The sequence below is a fragment of the Chitinophaga sp. OAE865 genome (genome assembly GCF_040546735.1).
GTDB classification, from domain to species: domain Bacteria; phylum Bacteroidota; class Bacteroidia; order Chitinophagales; family Chitinophagaceae; genus Chitinophaga; species Chitinophaga polysaccharea_A.
Genome location: NZ_JBEPOF010000001.1, coordinates 4,619,749 through 4,641,075, shown reverse-complemented (window position 1 = coordinate 4,641,075; position 21,327 = coordinate 4,619,749). Strand labels below are relative to the sequence as shown.

The following is a 21,327-nucleotide window of genomic DNA, read 5'->3' as shown; positions in this document are numbered from 1 at the left end:
GGCTAATTTAAGTACAAAAATCATCTCAGCCGCAACTGCGATGCAGTTTTTTCGGGCGGCATTTTGTGTTTAAGTTTTACATTTGCAGAGATGAAGTGGCTGCTTTACATATTAAGCTGTTATATTGTACTGTTATCGTGCATTCCCTGCAACGATTACCAGGCGGTAAGCAACCCTGTGGCTGCACAGCTTTCCACTTCGCACGACCATGAAACGCAACCGGATTATTGCTCCCCGCTCTGCGTATGCAGCTGCTGCAATATACAGGCTACACCCGGTGCAGCTGTAACGGTTCATTTTATCACGCAACAGGTTATGGTTAGTTACCCGGCATTGCCCGTTAACCCGCTTCCTTCTTTACCAGATACCATCTGGCAGCCCCCACAGCTGGTTTAATTACGTTTTACAGATGTTTTTGCTATGAGCATATCCGCGCCTTTTACCGGTGCAGGTATGGCTATGGTACTTCATTTTATTACTTATTGAATCAATCATGCTGGATAAGATCATTCGTTTCTCTGTGAGGAACAAATTAATGATAGGGATATTTACGTTTGCCCTGGCGGCATTTGGTGTTTTCGCCCTATTAAGGCTGCCGGTAGATGCAGTGCCTGACATCACCAACAACCAGGTGCAGGTGATCACGCAATCGCCCTCGCTGGCCGCACAGGAAGTGGAAAGGCTTATTACCTTTCCTATTGAACAAACCATGGCCGTGATACCGGAAATGGCGGAGATCCGCTCCATTTCAAGGTTTGGGTTGTCGGTGGTTACAATTGTATTTCATGATGATGTAGACATTTACTGGGCCAGGCAACAGGTGAATGAAAAGCTGGGAGAAGCCAGGGCCAATATCCCTGAAGGTATCGGCGCACCGGAAATGTCGCCCGTTTCCACCGGCCTTGGGGAAATATATCAATATGTATTGCATCCCCGGAAAGGGTATGAGGAAAAATTTGATGCACGGGAACTGCGCACTATACAAGACTGGTATGTAAGGCGACAGCTGCTCGGTACTCCGGGCGTAGCGGAAGTAAACAGTTTTGGCGGCATGCTGAAACAATACCAGGTAACGCTGAACCCCGATAAACTCCGCAGCTACCGTCTCAGTATAGCCGACGTGTTCAATGCGATGGAGCGCAACAATCAAAACACCGGCGGGGCTTATATCGATAAAAAGCCCAACGCCTATTTCATCCGCAGCGAGGGCCTGATCGGCAGCCTGGGGGATATAGAAAAGATAGTGGTGAAGAGCACGCCGGAGGGGATACCTGTGCTGATAAGAGACATTGCCACCGTGCAGCTGGGCAATGCCGTACGCTACGGCGCGCTGACCCGCAATGCCAGCGGGGAAGCCGTAGGCGGCATTGTAATGATGCTGAAAGGAAAGAATTCCAGCGAAGTGGTGAAAGCCGTAAAAGCAAGGATTACTGAGATACAAAAAACATTGCCGGCAGGCGTGGTGGTAGAGCCCTTCCTGGACCGCAGTGAATTTGTTGGCAGGGCAGTAGGCACTGTGCAGAAAAATTTGATAGAGGGCGCGCTCATTGTCATTTTCGTACTGGTGCTGTTCCTTGGCAATCTGCGCGCCGGGCTGATTGTAGCCTCTGTAATCCCACTGTCGATGTTGTTCGCCATTTCCATGATGTACCTGTTTGGCGTATCGGGCAACCTGATGAGCCTGGGCGCTATTGATTTCGGGCTGATTGTAGATGGGGCGGTGATAATAGTAGAAGCCACCCTGCATCACCTGGCAGGCCGGAATAAAACCGGGCAGCCACTGCGCCTGTCGCAGCCGGAAATGGATACAGAAGTTTTTGACGCCGCCAGTAAAATACGCAGCACCGCAGCTTTCGGCGAGATCATTATCCTCATCGTATACCTGCCCATCCTGGCGCTTACAGGTATTGAGGGTAAGATGTTCCGACCTATGGCACAAACGGTATCCTTCGCCATCCTGGGCGCCTTTATCCTGTCGCTCACCTATGTGCCGATGATATCCGCCCTGATGCTGAGTAAGAACCTGGATAATAAAACGACGGTGGCCGACCGCATCATGCGCTTCTTTCAACGTATATACCACCCCGTTATCCGGGGCGCATTACGCGCAAAGGCGTTAGTAACGGCAACGGCTATACTGCTTTTTGTGATCGCTTTATTTTTATTTGGAAAGATGGGGGGAGAATTTATACCTACCCTGGAAGAAGGGGATTTCGCCGTGGAGACAAGGTTACTCACTGGCAGCTCCCTGTCGGAAACCATCAGCAAAGTGAACCTGGCCTCCGGTATACTGATGAAACAGTTCCCTGAAGTGAAGGAAGTGATTGGCAAAATAGGCGCTGCGGAAATACCTACCGATCCTATGCCCATGGAGGCCTGCGACCTCACCATTTTGCTGAAGCCCAAAAAAGAATGGACCAGCGCCCGCAGCCGGGAGGAACTGGCCAATAAAATGCAGGAAGCCCTCGAAGCCATCCCCGGGGTGAGCTTCGGGTTTTCGCAACCCATCCAGCTCCGTTTCAATGAGCTCATCTCAGGTGTGCGGCAGGATGTAGGGATCAAGATCTTTGGAGAAGATCTTGCCACACTGGCATCGCTGGCCGGGAAAATTGGCGGCATTGTAAACCGTACGCCAGGCGCAAAAGACCTGTACATAGAACAAACCGGCGGGTTGCCGCAGATCGTGGTAACGGCCAACAGGGATAAGATAGCCCGTTACGGGCTGGATATCGCCACCATTAATCAAACCATCAACACCGCCTTTGCGGGTCATAGCGCGGGCCTGGTATACGAAGGGGAGAAGCGGTTCGACCTGGTGCTGCGGCTGGATAAGCAGAACCGGCAGCACCTCACGGATGTACAAAACCTGTATATCACCACCCCGTCGGGCAACCAGGTACCCCTGCAGGAAGTAGCCGAAGTAAAAATGACCACCGGTCCCAACCAGGTACAAAGAGAAGACGCCAAAAGGCGCACCATTGTTGGCTTCAACGTGTGTGGCCGTGATATCGCCAGCGTAGTGGAAGATATTGAAGCCGCCATTGGCAAAGAAGTGAAACTGCCCTCAGGCTACTTTATCCGCTATGGCGGGCAATTCGAAAACCTGAAGGAAGCCAATCAGCGTTTAGCCATAGCCGTGCCCGTTGCACTGCTGCTGATCTTTGGCCTGCTCTATTTTACTTTTCATTCCGTAAAACAATCACTGCTCATATTTACCGCTATCCCCATGTCGGCCATAGGCGGCGTTTTTGCGCTGTTACTGCGCGGGTTGCCATTTAGTATATCCGCCGGCGTAGGATTTATTGCCTTGTTTGGCGTGGCAGTGTTAAATGGCATCGTACTGATCGGTGAGTTTAACAGGTTAAAACAATCGGGTATGGAGGACCTCAACAGCGTGGTGCTAAATGGAACGGCTACACGATTAAGGCCGGTACTTATGACGGCGTTTGTAGCCTCTCTTGGCTTTTTGCCCATGGCACTGGCTACCAGCGCCGGCGCGGAAGTACAGCGCCCCTTGGCCACCGTGGTCATCGGCGGATTGATCACCTCCACGTTGCTCACCCTCCTGGTATTACCCTGTTTGTACATCTATTTTGAGAAAGGCTTTTCAAAACATAAATTATGAAGATCCGGATATTAATAGTTACGCTTTTACCGGCTATGGCCATGGCGCAGTCACAGCCCCTGACCATGGAAAAGGCCGTGCAGTTGGCATTACAGCAAAACAAAGGACTGCAGGCGGCAGATGCGTCTGTCGATTACTACCGCAAAATGGCCCGCAGCAGCGGCGAGATTCCGAAAACGGATGTGAGCCTGCAATACGGGCAAACAAACAGCTATGTGGCCAATGATAACAATTACAGTATCACACAAAGCATTCCTTTCCCTACCGTATTCGGCGCAAGGAAAGCACTGAACAATGCGCAAACGGATAAAGCAGTATGGCTCAAAGCAGTAACACAAAATGAACTGGTGTACCAGGTAAAACAGGTATACGTGCAACTGCTGTACCTGCAGGAGCTAAAGTCGCTGCTCATGGAGCAGGACAGCATCTTCACCGGCTTTGTGCGCAGTGCAGACCTTCGATACCGTACCGGCGAAAGCCGGGTGCTGGAAAAGATCGCCGCAGAAGGACGTTTGAATGAAGTAAAGAACTCCCTGCGGCAGAACGATGCAGACCTCCATATTTATACCGCCAGGTTACAGGCGCTACTGGGCATCAATACGCCGGTGAGTATAACGGAAACGGCTATACCGGATGCCACAATGCCGGTGATGGATGATGATGCTGCCATAGCCGCCAACCCACAGCTGCAATACCTGAAACAACAGGTAACCATTGCGGAGAAGCAGAAGCAATTATACAAAGCAGCTATACTGCCGGATATCACCGTAGGCTATTTTAACCAATCATTCACAGGCACACCGCTGAACGCTTCCGGGGCACCGCTGGCCACTAACAGTAACCGTTTCCAGGGGTTCCAGGTAGGACTGGCATTGCCTATCTGGATGGGGCCACTGAAAGCAAAAGTAAGGGCGGAAGAAAAGCAGCGGCTGGCCGCCGGTTTACAGTTCGATAATAATATGATACAGCTGCAATCCCAGTACGAACAGGCAGTGCAGCAGTTTATCAAGAACAGGAACAGCCTGGAGTTTTACCAACGCACATCACTGCCCAATACGGAGCTGTTGCTGAAACAATCTGAGAAGTCGTACAGGAGCGGGGATATCGGTTATGCCGAATATTTTCTTAACCTGGAGCACGGGCTTACTGCCAGGCAGGGATACCTGCTGGCCCGTAACGAAGTAAAGCAGGCGGAATTATATATGGCCTACCTGGCGGGCCGGCAGTAAGTTTCTGCCGGTCATCAATCTAAAAAAAATATTTATGCAATTATTCAGAAAACATATAGCCTTTACCGTTATCACCGCCTTTATGCTTGTTTCCTGCGGTGCAAAACAGGAAACAGCCAATACGGATACACATGATCATGAAGAGGAAGCAGGCGTGGTGGAGCTTACAGCTGCACAGTTTAAAACTGCGGGCATCACTTATGGTAAACCTGAAAACCGCCAGATCAGCGGTGCCGTTAAAGTAAACGGCCTGCTGGATGTGCCGCCGCAGCAGCAGGTGAGCATTTCGGTGCCTATGGGCGGTTTTATAAAACAAACCAGTTTATTACAGGGCATGCCGGTAAAAAAAGGACAGGTAATTGCCGTATTGGAAAACCTCGACTATATCCAGTTACAGCAGGATTACCTGGAAGTAAGCAGCCAGCTGGAATATGCCACAACGGAATATAACCGCCAGCAGGAGCTGGCCAAAGAAAATGTAAATGCCCTGAAAACATTGCAGCAGGCAAAAGCCGCCTGGCAAACATTACAGGCCAAAGAGAACGGGCTGAAACAAAAACTGTCTATGCTGAACATCAGCACAACAACTTTGCAAAAAGGGAATATTCAGCGCAGCATCAATGTATACGCGCCTATCAGCGGTTATGTAACCCAGGTGAATGTGAACCTGGGCCAGTTTGTAACGCCAACGGATATTCTTTTCCGTATCGTGAATACCGAGCATCTACATGCGGAGTTAACGGTGTTTGAAAAAGACGTGCCCCGCTTAAAGATCGGGCAGCTGGTACGTTTTACGCTGGCCAACGAAGCAAAGCCACGCACCGCCACTGTTCACCTGATTGGCCGGGAAATAAGCCAGGAACGCACGGTAAGGGTACATTGCCACCTGGAGGAAGAAGATACCCAGCTGCTTCCCGGTACCTACCTGCAGGCCATGATTGAAACCGGCGCCGCCGCCGTAAAAGCATTGCCTGATGCCGCCGTGGTGAACTTTGAAAACAAGGCCTACGTTTTTGTGAAAAAAACAGGCACGGACAGCACCTTTCATTTCAATATGCTGGAAGTGCAGAAAGGGAACAGCGAACAGGGATACACGGAAGTAATATTTCCCAAAGCTCCGCCTGAAGAGGAAATAGTGATAACGGGCGCATACGACCTGCTGGCCAAACTCAAAAACAGCGGTGAACATGAAGGGCACTGATCCCCTGTAAACAGCGCAGGCTTTATCAAAAGTAATCCCATGCGGTTTCCACCGGTTACTTTTGATAAAGCTCTTTATACGCTCCTGGTTAATTAAATCATCTTATATAATTACATTAATTTCATATATTTGAAATTAATAATTAGTAGTAAGATGAAATATCTGAGATGGCCCGTTCTTTTTGGCGTTTTACTGATCAGCACTTTAGCGGTAGCCCAGGTACCCGTGGTTACACTGGGACCCGATTTCGATGAACCCGGAGACGGATGGGATAAACTGATGCAGTTAAAGAACGGCAATACCGTATACCTGCATTTCTCCAAAAAGGACGGGCTGCTGGTCAATATCTATGATACCGCGCGCGCCCTGAAAGTAACAGATACGGTGCATACGCAGCTATGGAATGCGGCGGACCTGGAATCGACCGAAATTGATGGCATCTTTGAGATAAACGGACAGCCGGTGATTTTTTTACAACAGCTGGTTAAGTATAACCCTGTCATGTACCGCCTGGTGCTGGATGCGGAAACGGGCAGGCTGCTACGGGAAGATAAACTGGGAGAGCTGCCCAGTGTACAACACCGCAGCGTGTTTATAGACAATAACCTCGCTACGCATGATATGTACGTGGAAAAAGATGCCGGCAGCGATTACTACGCGGTGGCCCTGTTTTCCGGCGCGCCTCTCCGGAAAACAGACAGCATTCGTGAGCGCATCCGGGTACTGCATTTTTCACCTGCCCATGAGCTTATTAACAGCGGCTGGTTTTACCTGAGCGATTCTTCGTATAGCTATTTCAGTTATATCAATATGGCGGTGAAGGGAAAAGAGAAAGTGTACCTGGGCACAGTAGGATTTAATGACAAACGGAAAGAAGGAGATGCGGGCGCAAAAGTGTTGTTCTCTATGCTTTCGCCGGACTCGGCTGCCTTTGCCCATGAAGTGCTGGATTACACCGCTGGCTTTGGAAATGTAGGTGGAAATATCCAGGTGGCCGGTTCACAGGTAAGGATGTTGCTGTATGTATCTTCAAAACAAAAAGAAGGATATACGGGTATGATGATGAATACTTTCCAGGCGTATACCGGTAAACTGAGAAAACATGTACAGCTATCGTTTCCCGAATTGTCGCGCAATGTACAGCAGAACCTGGGCTACAAAGAAGACTACAAAGGCACACCACAACGGTTATACCTGAACGAAGACGGCAGCAGCACCCTGCTGATGGAAAGCTTTTCCTTTTTCAAACAGGGCAACTCGCAGCTCAATAAACTGCATACCAATCTTGGCGATGTAGGCATCACCCTGCTGGATACCTCCGGCCGGGAGAACGCTACCCTGGCCGTTTCCAAGTACCAGGTGATCACCGGGGTATGCGAGCCTTTCCAGCTGCAGCGACGCAGTAAAAGCGAGTGGGTGTTCCGGAATAAAATTGCGGCACTGAATACCAACACATGGTTGTCGTATGACTATATTCCCGTGCCGGGCGTATCCTTTGTGCTTTTCAACGACTACCTGCAATACCTTGATACCGGGGGACAGGATAAAGTGCGCAAGCCCTTGAAATTCGCGACAGACGCCAACTTCGTTTGCTACCGTTTTTATAATGGTAAAATGGAACGGCTGTTCCTTTTTGGTATGCCGGAAGTTACAAAGGGATATGCCTGTATGATGGGCGCGGCAGATTATAATGCGCAAACCCGCGTATACGCTACTGTATTGATCTCGCGGAAAGGGTTAGAGAAAAAAGCAAATATTGCCTGGATCAGGTTTTAGAGGCTGGTCCAGCCTTCCGGCACTATCCCCGTGCGGAATTGGTTCACCGCGTTGTGCGCCAGCCGGGTAGGCTCGGGCAGGCGATAGCCTTTTATGCATTGCATCAGGATCTCTGTACTGCCGGGAACGTCTATAAGATGTCCGGGTGACACGAAAACAGGTTTTACATTGCTTTTGCTCCGCAGTACATTACCAAGTTGCTGCCCCTGCTTGTCTGTAAGCGGTGTATAGCTGCCTTTTTCCATACCCGGTTCTTCATACATCCCGAATAGTTTTTTCTTGGCGCTGCCTATAGATGGTTGCTGTGCCAGTACTCCAAAATGACTGGCAATGCCCATGCGGCGGGGGTGCGCAATGCCATGTCCGTCTACCACCAGGATATCCGGCTTCAGCGGTAGCTGCGCCCAGGCATCCAGCAATGCAGGCACTTCCCGGAATGCCAGGAAACCCGGAACATAAGGGAACAGCACTTCTTTTTTTACGAGGCTGTAACCCACCGGCTTCATGGAAGGGAACTCCATCATTACTATACCCGCATATACGGTGGTACTGAATTTATTGAAAGAAATATCGGCGCCGGCCACATAATTAAGCGGACCATTGTACGGTGTTATCTTTACGGTATCTTTTAATTCCTTTTGTATAATGGTGGCCTGCGGAACAGTTAGTTCATTGTAGTTGATCATGAATGCCGTTGTTTATTGCTGCTTAAAAAAGGGATAGCTGGTCGCCGCTTTTTGGATCCGCCGGCTTTACAGCTTTCCCGAAAACGGTTCTGCCGCCATACTGCCATGAATCGCGGCGCTCCTGGGCTATTACCTTGTCAAAGTTGGTATTGGGCTCAAAGTCTTTTTCAATCTGCTGTGAGAGGGCAGACAGCTTCCTGATGGCGTCTTTCTTATCAGACTCACCGATCTTCGCTTTATGCAGCGCCTCCTTCAGCGTATGAATGGTTTCATCATAGATCCTGGTGGGCACCGGGAACGGGTGACCATCCTTACCTCCATGGGCAAACGAAAACCGCGCGGGATCCTCAAAGCGGGAAGGGGTGCCATGAATCACTTCGCTCACCAGGGTAAGCGATTGAAGCGTTCTGGGGCCTACACCTTCCAGCATCAGCAGGGCTTCAAAATCGGCGGGATTGGTATCATGCGCCAGTGCCAGCACACTGCCCAGCCTTTTCAGGTTTACATTTTCCGCTCTCACATCGTGATGGGAGGGCATCACCAGGTTACGGATTTCCGGCAGCAGGTGCGCGGGTTTTTCCTTTGTAAGCTGAAGGATACCTGTTTTGGTGCTGCCTGCCTGCAGATCAGTAAGATTAAGAATACGACCCTGGTTACGGCCGTAGATAAAAGTATGAGGCGCCTCTGTGTATGACTGAAACGCTGAAGAATGCCAATGGTAACGCCTGGCCATGCTGCTGGCATCATTCATTCCCTGCTGTACCACCGCCCATTCTCCTTCATCAGATAAGATAAAAGAGTGCAGGTAAAGCTGGAAACCATCCTGTACAGCCGTGTTATCTACTTTAGCGGTGAGCTTGCTGCTGTATACCAGCTGATCGCCGGGTAAACCGGTCTTATATGCAATGGCGGTTAGTTCCGCCGGCGTTTGTTTGCTATACCGCCCTTTACCACCGCAGATATAAATACCCAGTTCGGCAGAACGGGGATTGATGGCTTTTTTCAGGGCGCCCATCACACTGGTGGTAATACCTGATGAGTGCCAGTCCATGCCCAACACGCAGCCCAGCGCCTGGAACCAGCAGGGATCGCTGAGCCTTTTAATCACTTCTCCTTTACCGTAATCGGTCACAATAGCCTCTACAATAGCGCCGCCCAACAGGCTCATTCGCTTTGCCAGCCAGGGTGGAACCTGGCCGTAGTGTAAAGGCAGATCTGCATATGACATATTGATATTTTAAGTTGGATTGGCCTGCACCTCATATTGGATGATACCGGTACTGGTAAGTAAAAAATTATCCAGCTGTTCCATTTTGTGGTGAGCGCCCCGCACCGTGTAATTTACTTCTATGATGTTTTCTTTTCTCACCACCATCATTTTCTTATACTTCAGCTGAAACTCCTGTAGGATATTTTCAACATCTATATGTGGAAATTTTTCTTCATAAAAATAAATTGTGTAAAGCCGTTTATCATTTACCATGGCAATCCTTCGTTCAACAAACTCCAGTAAAATAAGCACCAGGAGCGCGCCCACAAGGGCGGCAGCCGCCAGCCAGTACTGGCTCATACCGATAGCCATACCTATAGCCGCTGCAATCCAGATAGAGGCTGCAGTAGTGATCCCGTCAATGGAATAGTCGCCCTTGAAAATAACGCCCGCCCCAATAAAACCTACGCCTGTGAGGATATTGGAGGCTACGCGATCCGCAGAATTGGGGTATCCCAGCTCCGCGGAAAGAATAGTAAATACAGTGCTGCTCATACATATCAGGGTCATGGTACGCATACCGGCAGCCTTTCGCTTATATTCTCTTTCAAGGCCCAGCAATACCCCCATCAGCAATGCTATCAGCACTTTCAGTATCTGGTCTTCTTCTATGATCTGTAATACATGTTTCATTCTCTGAAAATATATATGCTACAAATGTAAGCGTTGGCACAATTCTTCCTTAAATAAAAAAGTAAGGGATATTGAACTGTTTGCTTTAATGCCCGTTACGAATGTAATCTATCACTATAAAACTATTTACCAATGGTACCATTCATTTATAAATCATGCGTTGTACTTTGTTTGGCCGGCATCCTGAGTATGTTTCTTTTTGCCTGCAACAGTTCCAGAGAAGCCAGCCGGGAAGCCGATTCCGCTGCTGTATCTATGCCTTCGGTAGATAGTACCAGTGTTGTACCTGTGGATACTACCAAAACCAAACCGGATTCAACAAAGTTATAAGCAGTAACCTGTTTAAGGAAGGCGCCCTATCAACTGAGAAACGTATTACCTCACCCTTAAACATTCGGTATATGAAAGTAACACACATGCTCATGCTTGCAGGAGCATCGGTATTGATGCTCGCAGCATGCGGTAACGGTAACAAATCCGGAACCGACTCAACAGTAAATACAACGGATACGGCTGGTATGATTCAGCAGGATACCGTACCCGCTGCACAGATGCCTCCGGGCGCCATTAACCCGGGTGAAGATTCATCCCGCTTTGGGACAGGCACCCAGGACTCATCCAAAAACAGACCTTAGCTGCAACATAATGCCTCCGTATTGTTTTTCATCCATCGGAAAACAACTCCGGAGGCATTATAATTTTTATCCCGCTTTTGCAATATATTTGGATACCTTTCGTCTACCTCTATTAATAAAGATAATATCCGAATGCAAAACGACACCTCAACCCCGGCCCCAAAGCAACCAATAAAGGTGGCCGCATTAAAAAAAACATTTCGCCTGTTCCGTTATGTAAAACCCTACTGGCCTCAGTTTTCACTGGGTCTCTTTTTTCTCCTGGTTTCAAGTTTAGCGGGGCTTGCCTTTCCTAAACTACTGGGTAACCTGGTAGACCCGAAAAGCAATGATTTCCTTTTCAATGGTATGAACAAAGCCGGCGTGCTTCTCGTAGCCGTACTGGTGGCGCAGGCTATCTTCTCATTCTTTCGCATTGTGCTATTTGTTAACGTAACAGAGAAAACACTGGCAACACTCCGGCAAACCATTTACAGCCACCTGATCCGGCTGCCCATGAAGTTTTTCCTGGAAAGAAGGGTAGGAGAGCTCAGCAGCCGTATCTCATCAGATATATCCCTGCTGCAGGAAACATTTACCACCACCCTGGCCGAATTTATCCGGCAGATGATCATTATCATAGGAGGCGTGGTAATTTTGCTGGTCACTTCCCCGCACCTGACCCTCTTTATGCTGGCTATTTTGCCGCTCATGATGGTGGTGGCCGTGGTTTTCGGCAAGTTTATCCGCCGCTTTTCGAAACAGGTACAGGAGCAGGTAGCTGCTTCCAACACAGTGGTGGAAGAAACCCTGCAGGGCGTATTGAATGTAAAAGCTTTTGCCAATGAATTTTTTGAAATAGCGCGTTACCGCCAGCGTACCAATGAGGCAGCCAGGCTGGGCATGAAAAGCGGGAAATTCCGCGGCGCCTTTTCCTCCTTTATCATTATGGGCATCTTTGGCGCCCTGGTAGCGGTTATCTGGAGAGGCGTGTCTATCGGGATGCCCACTGCAGATCTTTTATCGTTTGTATTATACTCGCTGTTCATCGGAGGATCTATTGCCGGTCTCGCAGAAGTATATACCAACCTGCAGAAGAGCATAGGCGCTACCGAGCACCTGCTGGAAATACTGGATGAACCTGCGGAAGAGATCAGCCCGGTAACGGCTATCGCCCCGGAAAACCAGCTGGACGGGCAGATCAGCTTCCGTAATATTTCTTTTCATTACCCTTCCCGTCCTGATCTTACCATCATGAACGATGTTTCCTTTGATGTGTATGCCGATCAGAAAGTAGCGTTGGTAGGTCCCAGCGGTGCAGGGAAAAGTACCATCGTTTCCTTACTGTTACGCCTGTACGATCCTGTAAGCGGCAGCATCCTGTTCGACGGCAAAGAAAGCACCGCCTTTCCATTGTCGGAGCTTCGCTCACAAATGGCAGTAGTACCCCAGGATGTATTCCTTTTTGGCGGCACCATCGCGGAAAATATTGCCTATGGAAAGCCCGGCGCCACCCGGGAAGAAATGGAGGAAGCCGCGAAAAAAGCCAATGCCTGGGAATTCATACAGCGGTTCCCGTTAGGCCTGCAAACCGTGGTGGGAGAGCGGGGCATCCAGCTCTCCGGCGGGCAACGGCAACGCATCGCCATTGCCAGGGCCGTTTTGAAAAACCCGCGTATCCTCATCCTCGATGAAGCCACTTCAGCGCTGGATTCAGAATCCGAAAAACTGGTACAGGACGCCCTGGATAAGCTCATGGAAGGACGAACCTCCATCGTGATCGCGCACCGCCTGGCCACCGTGCGCCAGGCTGATAAAATAATTGTGCTCGACAAAGGCCGTATCGTAGAAGAAGGCACCCACAACGAACTGATAGGGCTGGATGGCGGCTTATACCGCACACTAAGCGACATGCAATTCGCCAGCTAACGCGGGTTTTGTCTGACTCAGGATTAAACTGATTTTACTGATTACCTGGATTTTGTTTTCAGATTTGTAAATGATTAAGGGAGATAAAAGCGAATATTTGCTTTTATCTCCCTTCCTATTTAAAATCAATAAAATCTAAAAAATAAAATCCAGGTAATCAGTAAAATCAGTTTAATCCTGAGTCAGACAAAACCCGCGTATCGCCGGAGGCGATACAAAGCTACATATACGGCCGCATCTCCTCGTCAATATCCTTGCGGAGATCCATAAGCTTTTTGGCGTAGCCTTCCATGCTTATTTCACTGGCGGTTTGCGGAGTCCATTTGGGAACAGGCACCGTTTTGCCATGATCATCCACTGCTGCAAAAACCATTACGCAGTGGGTGGTTTTTGTTTTCTGCTGCTGACGCGGGTTTCCTGCAAATACATCAATAGAGATATGCATGCTGGTATTACCCGTATAAATGATAGTTGCATGTATTTCTACCAGGTCGCCGATGGAAATGGGTTTGAAAAAACGGATACCACCCACATATACCGTTACGGCATATTGCCCGCTCCAGTTGGCGGCGCAGGTATAGCCTGCCTGGTCGATCCACTTCATAACAGAGCCGCCGTGTACCTTCCCTCCGAAATTTACATCCGATGGCTCCGCAAGGAACCGAAGGGTAATAGTGTGATAAATAGAATCCATAAGTGTTGTTTACAAACAACAAAATACGAATTAAAAATTATCACCTCCGCCCATTTCTGCATTATCGTTTTCCTTAGGCTTGTTATTCTTTCTTTTAAAGAGATGAGTGTCCATTTTTCCAAAACGCCAGGTAGCATTGAGCCTTAACTCACGGGTAGCGCGTTTGCGGTAATTTTCCTGCTCGGAAAAACTGGTACTGGTATAGGCAAGATTGCGGTCTGTATTGAAGATGTCATTAATACCAAGCGAAATAGACAGCGCCTTGTTCTTCAGCAGATCCTTTTTAATGGCGGCATCGGCCGACCAGTTAGGCTCTCTTTCACCCTGTGGCATGATCTGTTTGGATTCATATTCGGCGCTTACCTGGAGCGACAGGTTCCACGGCAATTTGGTGTTGCTGTTCAGCTTACCAAACCAGATGAAGCCCTGGTTGGAAAGATTATTACCATTGCTGGTAGCGTCAATCTTCGTTTGGGCAATGTTCACATTGGTGGTAAGGTCCCATATTTTTGTCAGCTGGCTTCTCACCGTAAACTCCGCCCCATATGAATTCCGGGTACTGGCATTGATAGGATAGGAGAGCAATACATGCTGATCCTGCCCATTCAGGTTCAGGGTAGTATCTACATAAAAATCAGTGATGGCATTGTTGGTATTACGATAGTATAAAGACACCAGCAGGTTATGCTTATGCGCAATATCCTTCAGATAAGATAATTCAAAGGAATTTGTGAACTCCGGTTTCAGCTGCGGGTTACCGGTGCTGGCGGTTTGGCCGCTGTAGTCGATATTAGGCAACAGGTCGCGGAACCAGGGCCGGCGGATACGGCGGCTATAGTTCAGTTGCAGCTCATGATCGCCTTTGAACTTCTGCGACAGGAAAATGCTGGGGAACAGGCTGATAGGGTAGCTGATCTTATAGGAAGATTTCTTTCCCAGTCTTGTTTCACCGTCATAGTTGGATTGCTCCGCACGTAAGCCCACCTGGTAGCCGAAATTATCTTTGGCGCCGGTGTAGCTTACATACCCTGCATTGATCTGCTCCTGGTAGTGATAGCTGTTAGACAGCGCTGTGTCCAGCGTAAAATCGCCGGAAGGATAGTTCTGCCCGTAAGTATTGGTGAAGTTATCGAACTTACGGGTATTGCTGCGCAACCCCATTTCAACTTTGGATTTTTCTGTCAGTGGCTTCACATAATCCACCTGGGCGGTCATATACTTGGTGGTTCCTTCTCCACTGCCATAGCGCAGTTCCGGCTTCTCCGGATCATATACCGGCTGACCTGAAAGATCAAAATACTGCAGGGAATAATTGGAACTGTTGTCGCCCGTAGCATAGTTATAGGTAAAATCCGCTGTCAGTTCTTCACCTTCTTTTGCAAAGGTATGCTTGTAGCCAAGTTGCGTGGTATAATTACGGAACCCGTTCAGTGTATTATTAACACCGTTGCCATAGCGTACTTTCTGCTGGTGATCGTTCAGCTCATTCACCGTTTGATTATTATACCGGTTAAAATTACCCCCGGTAATATTCTCTGATATTGTGATAGTATTACGGTTATCGATGAACCAGTCGAACCCGATACGCCCGGTCTGGAACTTCCGGTAAAAGTCGCCGTCTTCCAGCTGTTCGGTATACGTAGTGGTATCAGCGCCGAGGTTCTTGCGGAACAGGCGGCTGGTCATGGGCGATTTCCGGTTACGGAAGTTATAGTTAATAAAGAAATTGAACTTTTCCTGGCGGAGGTTAAAATCAATACCACCGTTGGTGCTGCCAAGGGAGGTAGCGCCGGCATTCACCGAGCCATTGATACCTGCTTTCTTATTTTTCTTCAGCACAATATTCAGGATACCGCTCATTCCTTCCGCATCATATTTGGCGGAGGGGTTTGTTACCACTTCAATGTTCTGTATGGCGTCTGCAGGGATCTGGTCCAGTGTGAGCGTTGAGGGGCGGCCATCAATAAAAATGGTAGGAGCGCCGTTGCGAACGGTTACATTCCCATCGATGTCTACGTTCACGGAAGGCACCTGTTTCAGCACATCCGTGGCAGTACCACCTATGCTGGCCAGGTTCTTTTCTACATTAAACACCCGCTTATCGATGGCCATTGTAAAGGCAGGCTTTTCGCCTACTACATTCACAGCCGCGAGCGATTTCACATTGGCCTTCAGTTTAATATTGCCAACGTCTATGGTTCCTGATTTGGCAGATGGCGCTGCCGGTTTGTAAATAGTTTCGTAGCCGATAAAATTAATTTTCAGAATATACTTATTCAGCGGAATGTTTTCGAAACGGAAGTCGCCGTTGGTTTTGGAGAGCATTCCTGTTTGTACGGAGGAGTCCGGGCGTAGCAATGCTACAGATGCGTACTCAATAGGTTTGCCGGTTTGCGCATCCAGCAGTTTGCCGTAAATAACGCCTGTGCTGGCGGAGGCAGCTTTGCCCTCCGGTTGTTGCGCCACAGCACTAATACAAAATAATAACAGCCAGCCTGTAATTAACGATACAATTTTTCCCATAATAGCTTCCAACAATTTATAGCCCTGTAAAATTACCTTTTATGAATGAAGAATTCCCTGTTTTTGGGATGAAAGGTTGGTTGGAACCCTTTACAGTCCGCTGTTTCAACTACAGAATCCAACAGGATTCTTTGTGGTGGCGAATTACAGGAATATGCAGAAAAAACACCTCAAGTGTTAATTAGTGTTAAGCCTGGTTTTTAACCGGTATAACCAGGTGGAGGCCAACGGATAGCATACGTTAAATTTTGTGGATAAAAAAGAGGTCAATACAAGTTTATCGTTTCCATTGTATTACAGAGCAACGTATCTTTACAGCCCGCTGTTACGTTATTTTAATTTTTTTATATGCATAAGGATTACCGACCGGACTGGGATATTTATACGTGCCACATTGAAGAAAGTCCAGCAGTAATAGGCCTTGACCTTGATCTGAGACGATTTGCTCCACTGAAGGAAAAGCCGAATGCCATATATATAACAGTGTATCTTAACAATCCACGTGAGGACGGATTCCCGCAGAACGATGAATTTGCCATCATGGGTGAAATTGAGGATAGCCTGGTGGAGCAGCTGCAAACCAAACTGGATGCACATTTTGTAGGCCGTACCTTTTCCAATGGCGTACGTGATTTTTACTTTTATTCAGGCACTACATTGCTGCATGATAAATTCATTGCGGATGCAATGGTGAATTTTCCCGATTACCGTTACGACTACGGTGTAAAGGAAGATAATAACTGGGAACTATATTTTGATTTTCTTTTTCCCGATGTATACGAGTTTCAGCGCATACAAAACAGGAAAGTACTTCGTATGCTCCGCGAACATGGCGATGTATCAGAGAAGGAGCGCATTATAGAACACTGGATCCATTTCAGAACGGAAGAAGACAAAATTGCTTACTGGGAACATATCAAGGAGAATGGTTTTGCTTTAGCAAGAGAAGAAAAAACAGATAACCCTGAATTCCCCTATAAATTATGCATCTCCCGCTCCGATAAAGCCAGCGAGGCTTCTATCGACAGCGTGGTAATGAGCCTTTGGGAACTGGCCCAACAGGTAAACGCCGAATATGATGGCTGGGAAACCAGCATCATGAAGTAGCCTGGGATTTTGTCTTGGAACACTGATTACGCTGATTTTGATGATTTCATTGATTTTCTTTTAAAAGATTTTTTAAGTCTTTTAAAAAAAGTTCAGCGTAATCATCAAAATCAGCGTAATCAGTGTTCCAAGACAACATCCGCTATTTCCGCAGCAATCCTGTCAGTAAAGAAATGGCAAATAACACCAGGAAAATATAAAACAGGATCTTGGCGATAGATGCTGCTCCGGCGGCAATGCCCCCGAAACCAAAGACAGCTGCGATAATGGCGACAATAAAAAATATGAGTGCCCAGCGTAACATAACTAAAACTTTAAGGTGAACAAATAATATCTGTAACACTTTTTCCAGGTAATCCGTTCAATTTTACACAATTATCATTCCGGTAAGTACAATAATTGCAGTTGTTACTATTTCATTTTTTTTCGATATAATTGTTACCTGCTGCTAGAATTGAGGAATTATTTCAAAATATGGCCTACACTAACTGTCATATGCTGGCTTATTGGCCTGCACAGCCCCGCCTTCCTGCATGCAGAAGGCCAGCAGTTCCCGCGCGCAGCAGATACTATTCCCCATAGAAGCAGTGGACTCTTCAAAAAGATCGGGGAATACCGGGACTCTATACGTAATAAAGAATACCGCCAATCGCTCATAAAACGCATTACCAAACAGGATGAACCGGTTCATTCCAACGATAACGACAGCACCATCATCAAAAGTGAGGCATATTTTACCCCCTTTGCGGGCAAAGTGATCAGAAATATCTACTACAGGAAGGTAAAAGTATTCGGCCCCCGCAACATCAATGATACCACTTTCACTACCAGCATGAAGCTCATCCACCTGGCCAACCGGTTGCACTACGACTCCCGGGAATGGGTGATCAGGCAATCCCTGTTCTTCCGGGAAAACCAGCCCCTGAAGCCTTTTGAAATGGCCGACAATGAGCGTTACCTGCGTAACAGGCCCTTTATCCAGGATGCGCGTATCTATGTAAAGAATGCCGGCAGCGACTCCATCGATGTGGAAGTGGTAACAAAAGATCTCTTTGAATATGGTGCAGACATCTCCCAGTTCAGCGCAAAGGATATCAGGGCCAGCGTTTCCAACAACGACCTGTTTGGCGCCGGCCAGGGCCTGAAAATAGGTATGCAGTGGCGCTCCGATTATTCCCCCACCTGGAACACGGAAGTACGGTATACAAAATACAACGTCCTGGGCTCCTTTATAGATATGACCCTGGGTTATACCACCCTGAATAATTACGCCCAACTGGATACCAACGCCTTCGAAGGCGCCGTATTCATCAATTTCAACAGGCCGCTTTACCGCAATGCCGCGAAACTGGTTGGCGGTTTTGCCTTATCAAAGAACTGGTCTATCAATATCAGGGGATCTTTACCCGAGCTGGGCGACAGCATTTACCGTGATTACACTTACTCTGTCATCGACGGATGGATAGGCTATAATTTCATCAACCATTATAAACACGACGGCACCATCGGCAAAAAGCCCAACTTCGCGGTACTGGCCAGGCACTATAACCTGTCGTTCCAGCGAAAGCCGGACCAGCTGCGATATAAAGACGACCCGGTATATAATAATCACCGGTTGTATTTATTAGAGCTACAGGCTTACCGCATCGATTATTTTAAAGCCCACTATTTCTTCGGATTCGGCCGCACGGAGGATATTCCCCTGGGATATAATATCAGCGCCACCAGTGGCTGGGAAAGCTGGAAAGACCGGAGGCGGATCTACACAGGGATTGAAGCACAGAAATACTGGACCACCAAAAACCAGGGACTCTTTAACTCCACCATCGGGCTTAGCACTTTCTGGCTCAATAATGCGTGGGAAGATGGCGTAATACACGCCCGGCTTGAATACTACAGCAGGCTGCTGAACATCCGCAAAGCACGGTTCCGCCAGTTCCTGAACATCGACTACCTGAACAGCCCTAACCCGTTCTTTAATAAGCCGCTCAACATCAATATGGAATACGGCATCTGGGGATATAAGAATACAATGATCAACGGCTATCAACGCCTGAACCTCGGATCGGAAACCGTGTATTACAGCCCGCTGAAATTTCTTGGCTTCAAATTTAACTTCTTTACTTCCCTGCAAACATCCATGATCACCAACAAAAGTGATGACCTGCTGCGGAATCCCCTTTACGTAGGACTGGGAGGCGGTTTCCGTGTCCGTAATGAAAACCTCTCACTGAATACCATTAAAGTTTCGGGGTATTATTATCCCAATGCACCCCAACCTATGAATAAGCTGATGCTGGAAATTACCACCATTGTTGATTTCCGTTTTGATATCTCTGCACTGCGCGCGCCTACCGTGCTGAACTTCCGTTAAATAATGCGCAGGCAATTCCGGCTTTCCGTAAATTTATAGTACTAAATTTTGTGTCATGGAATGGAAGAATGAGCTCACCCGTATGCTGGGAATCACCTACCCGTTGATCCAGGCGCCTATGCTGGGTATTACCACTCCTGCCATGGTGGCCGCAGTGAGCAATAGCGGCGGGTTGGGATCCTTACCGGTGGGCGGCCTGCCTCCCGATAAAGTCACCTCGCTGATCCGCGAAGTGAAGGGATTAACACAGCAACCGTTTGCGGTAAACCTTTTCGTTTATGAGCGAGAGGAACATTACGACCGGAAAACATTTGACGATATGCAGGAGTTCCTGCAATTCCTGTATGGGGCCAACAGGCTGGCGGCTGCGCCGGTAAATTTTGATGAGATACCTTTTTATTCCTGGAGAGATCAGCTGCCGGTGATCCTGGCCGCCGGTATAAAATATGTGAGCTTTACCTTTGGTATGCCGGATACTGCAGGATTTGAACTGCTGAAACAGCACCAGGTATTACTGATGGGCACTGCCACCTCCGTGGAAGAAGCTTCAGTACTTACAGCTGCCGGAACGGATGTGGTAATTGCACAGGGCATAGAAGCGGGCGGGCACCGTGGCTCCTTCCTTCCGGGCGAGCTGCCCAAAACAGGCACCTTTGCCCTGGTGCCGCAAATTGCAGATCGTGTGCGCGTGCCCGTTATTGCCGCCGGGGGCATCATGGATGGCAGGGGAGTAGCTGCAGCAAAAATGCTGGGCGCCGCCGGTGTACAAATGGGAAGCCTGTTCCTGAGAGCGCATGAAAGTCTTGCCACACCAGCACACAAAGCAGCGCTGGCCGATATAACGGATACGGATACACTGCTTACCCGCGCTATATCAGGCCGCTGGGCCAGGGGCGTACGTAATACGCTGATCACTGAAATAGAGGCCTCGGGCTTACCTGTCAGTGAGTATCCATACCAGGATGCGTTAACACAACCCATCCGTAAAGTGGCCAGGGAACTGGACAACCCGGCATTTGTAAATATGTGGGCAGGGCAGGCAGCAGGAAAGGCGCGCGCCTGGAGCGCCGCAGATATTTTCGCGGAACTGGTCCGGGAAACTGCGCTGGCGCTTAATAAATAATACGCCTGAAAATGCCAGGATAATCTATAACAATATCGTTTTCATCAAAAGGCAATTGTGCGGTGAAGTCCGTGGATACATTATCATACAGGTATTCCCGGTGCCCGGTACGGGTATAACGTTGCTGCACTTTCTGTAATTCAAATTCAGGCAGGTTGATATAAAGCATATCCAGCAGTTTGCTTTCATCCGGCTCAAACTGCAGCCGTTTCACCGGCAGGGTATTGGTAAAAGGCGTCAGCGAAATATCGATGTCGATGCAGTTGTCGAATGCGTCGATGTGGTTATTGTCCTTATCGAACCAATGACCGTGAAGATCCGAAGTCAGTTTCAATTCCCTGGGCGTAATTCCTTCCTGTTTAATATGAAAGGACGACACCTGCCAGGATGAGGTGATCTCTATTTTATAATGTATGCAAAATGGCTGCTGGTCTCTTACTCCGTTGATACAACCGGCAGCCAGTTTCCCCGTGCCATTGTCTTCCAACGTAAAATATTCGGTTGCAGACCATAGTAACGCCTGCCATAGAATGGGTTGCATGT

The 21,327-nt window shown here is 48.4% G+C and carries 18 protein-coding genes; 11 read left to right on the top strand and 7 right to left on the bottom strand.

Translation table 11 applies throughout. The features are described from left to right. The first annotated feature begins 90 nt into the window (after positions 1 to 90). From ABIE50_RS18750 to ABIE50_RS18730, 5 genes are all read left to right on the top strand, one after another. Entirely contained in the window at positions 91 to 396 is a 306-nt protein-coding gene (locus tag ABIE50_RS18750; protein WP_209857778.1) for a DUF6660 family protein, read from the top strand. 97 nt (positions 397 to 493) lie between these two features. After that, positions 494 to 3,625: an efflux RND transporter permease subunit gene (locus ABIE50_RS18745; RefSeq protein WP_209857777.1), complete on the top strand. Its 3,132-nt coding sequence runs from the start codon at positions 494 to 496 to the stop codon at positions 3,623 to 3,625. Further along, positions 3,622 to 4,854: a TolC family protein gene (locus ABIE50_RS18740; protein WP_209857776.1), complete on the top strand. Its 1,233-nt coding sequence runs from the start codon at positions 3,622 to 3,624 to the stop codon at positions 4,852 to 4,854. The genes ABIE50_RS18745 and ABIE50_RS18740 overlap by 4 nt, the downstream gene beginning before the upstream one ends. Positions 4,855 to 4,888: 34 nt before the next feature. After that, positions 4,889 to 6,055, top strand: coding sequence for an efflux RND transporter periplasmic adaptor subunit (locus ABIE50_RS18735; protein WP_209857775.1), 1,167 nt, complete (start codon positions 4,889 to 4,891; stop codon positions 6,053 to 6,055). Between the two features lie 153 nt (positions 6,056 to 6,208). Beyond that, a complete protein-coding gene (locus ABIE50_RS18730; protein ID WP_209857774.1) occupies positions 6,209 to 7,831 on the top strand; it encodes a hypothetical protein in 1,623 nt (540 codons plus the stop codon). On the opposite strand, the gene nfi is transcribed toward ABIE50_RS18730, so the two are convergent. Genes nfi through ABIE50_RS18715 form a run of 3 tightly spaced genes read right to left on the bottom strand, consistent with a single transcriptional unit; the run spans position 7,828 to position 10,420 of the window. Further along, positions 7,828 to 8,517 carry a deoxyribonuclease V gene (gene nfi, locus ABIE50_RS18725; protein WP_209857773.1) on the bottom strand — a complete coding sequence of 230 codons (690 nt, stop codon included), beginning with the start codon at positions 8,515 to 8,517 and terminating at the stop codon, positions 7,828 to 7,830. The two genes, ABIE50_RS18730 and nfi, sit on opposite strands and share 4 nt — an antisense overlap. 22 nt (positions 8,518 to 8,539) lie before the next feature. Next, a complete protein-coding gene (locus ABIE50_RS18720; protein WP_209857772.1) occupies positions 8,540 to 9,745 on the bottom strand; it encodes a DUF763 domain-containing protein in 1,206 nt (401 codons plus the stop codon). Positions 9,746 to 9,754: 9 nt separating this feature from the next. Further along, positions 9,755 to 10,420: an MgtC/SapB family protein gene (locus tag ABIE50_RS18715; RefSeq protein ID WP_209857771.1), complete on the bottom strand. Its 666-nt coding sequence runs from the start codon at positions 10,418 to 10,420 to the stop codon at positions 9,755 to 9,757. A gap of 132 nt (positions 10,421 to 10,552) precedes the next feature. On the opposite strand from ABIE50_RS18715, the gene ABIE50_RS18710 reads away from it, so the two are divergent. The 3 genes from ABIE50_RS18710 (at position 10,553) to ABIE50_RS18700 (ending at position 12,963) form a co-directional block, all read left to right on the top strand. After that, positions 10,553 to 10,750, top strand: a complete 198-nt coding sequence (locus ABIE50_RS18710) for a hypothetical protein (RefSeq protein ID WP_142687051.1) — start codon at positions 10,553 to 10,555, stop codon at positions 10,748 to 10,750. 71 nt (positions 10,751 to 10,821) lie between these two features. Then, positions 10,822 to 11,055, top strand: a complete 234-nt coding sequence (locus ABIE50_RS18705) for a hypothetical protein (RefSeq protein WP_209857770.1) — start codon at positions 10,822 to 10,824, stop codon at positions 11,053 to 11,055. Positions 11,056 to 11,187: 132 nt separating this feature from the next. Then, the gene (locus ABIE50_RS18700) at positions 11,188 to 12,963 is read left to right on the top strand and encodes an ABC transporter ATP-binding protein (protein ID WP_209857769.1); all 1,776 of its coding nucleotides are present in this window, start codon (positions 11,188 to 11,190) and stop codon (positions 12,961 to 12,963) included. Positions 12,964 to 13,183: 220 nt separating this feature from the next. Here the strand turns inward: ABIE50_RS18700 and ABIE50_RS18695 are convergent, their stop codons facing one another. Then, a complete protein-coding gene (locus ABIE50_RS18695) occupies positions 13,184 to 13,657 on the bottom strand; it encodes an acyl-CoA thioesterase (RefSeq protein WP_142687047.1) in 474 nt (157 codons plus the stop codon). 30 nt (positions 13,658 to 13,687) lie between these two features. After that, complete coding sequence (locus tag ABIE50_RS18690) at positions 13,688 to 16,180, bottom strand: TonB-dependent receptor (protein WP_209857768.1); 2,493 nt, start codon at positions 16,178 to 16,180, stop codon at positions 13,688 to 13,690. 348 nt (positions 16,181 to 16,528) lie between these two features. On the opposite strand from ABIE50_RS18690, the gene ABIE50_RS18685 reads away from it, so the two are divergent. Then, positions 16,529 to 17,287: a DUF695 domain-containing protein gene (locus ABIE50_RS18685; protein WP_209857767.1), complete on the top strand. Its 759-nt coding sequence runs from the start codon at positions 16,529 to 16,531 to the stop codon at positions 17,285 to 17,287. A 142-nt stretch (positions 17,288 to 17,429) separates the two neighbouring features. On the opposite strand, the gene ABIE50_RS18680 is transcribed toward ABIE50_RS18685, so the two are convergent. Further along, entirely contained in the window at positions 17,430 to 17,591 is a 162-nt protein-coding gene (locus tag ABIE50_RS18680; RefSeq protein ID WP_079471907.1) for a DUF1328 domain-containing protein, read from the bottom strand. 150 nt (positions 17,592 to 17,741) lie between these two features. On the opposite strand from ABIE50_RS18680, the gene ABIE50_RS18675 reads away from it, so the two are divergent. Both ABIE50_RS18675 and ABIE50_RS18670 read left to right on the top strand, forming a co-directional pair. Beyond that, the gene (locus tag ABIE50_RS18675) at positions 17,742 to 19,661 is read left to right on the top strand and encodes a BamA/TamA family outer membrane protein (RefSeq protein WP_209857766.1); all 1,920 of its coding nucleotides are present in this window, start codon (positions 17,742 to 17,744) and stop codon (positions 19,659 to 19,661) included. Between the two features lie 55 nt (positions 19,662 to 19,716). Beyond that, positions 19,717 to 20,784 carry an NAD(P)H-dependent flavin oxidoreductase gene (locus ABIE50_RS18670; RefSeq protein WP_354028074.1) on the top strand — a complete coding sequence of 356 codons (1,068 nt, stop codon included), beginning with the start codon at positions 19,717 to 19,719 and terminating at the stop codon, positions 20,782 to 20,784. Here the strand turns inward: ABIE50_RS18670 and ABIE50_RS18665 are convergent. Continuing rightward, positions 20,774 to 21,325 carry a putative glycolipid-binding domain-containing protein gene (locus ABIE50_RS18665; RefSeq protein ID WP_209857765.1) on the bottom strand — a complete coding sequence of 184 codons (552 nt, stop codon included), beginning with the start codon at positions 21,323 to 21,325 and terminating at the stop codon, positions 20,774 to 20,776. The two genes, ABIE50_RS18670 and ABIE50_RS18665, sit on opposite strands and share 11 nt — an antisense overlap. Positions 21,326 to 21,327 lie beyond the last annotated feature (2 nt).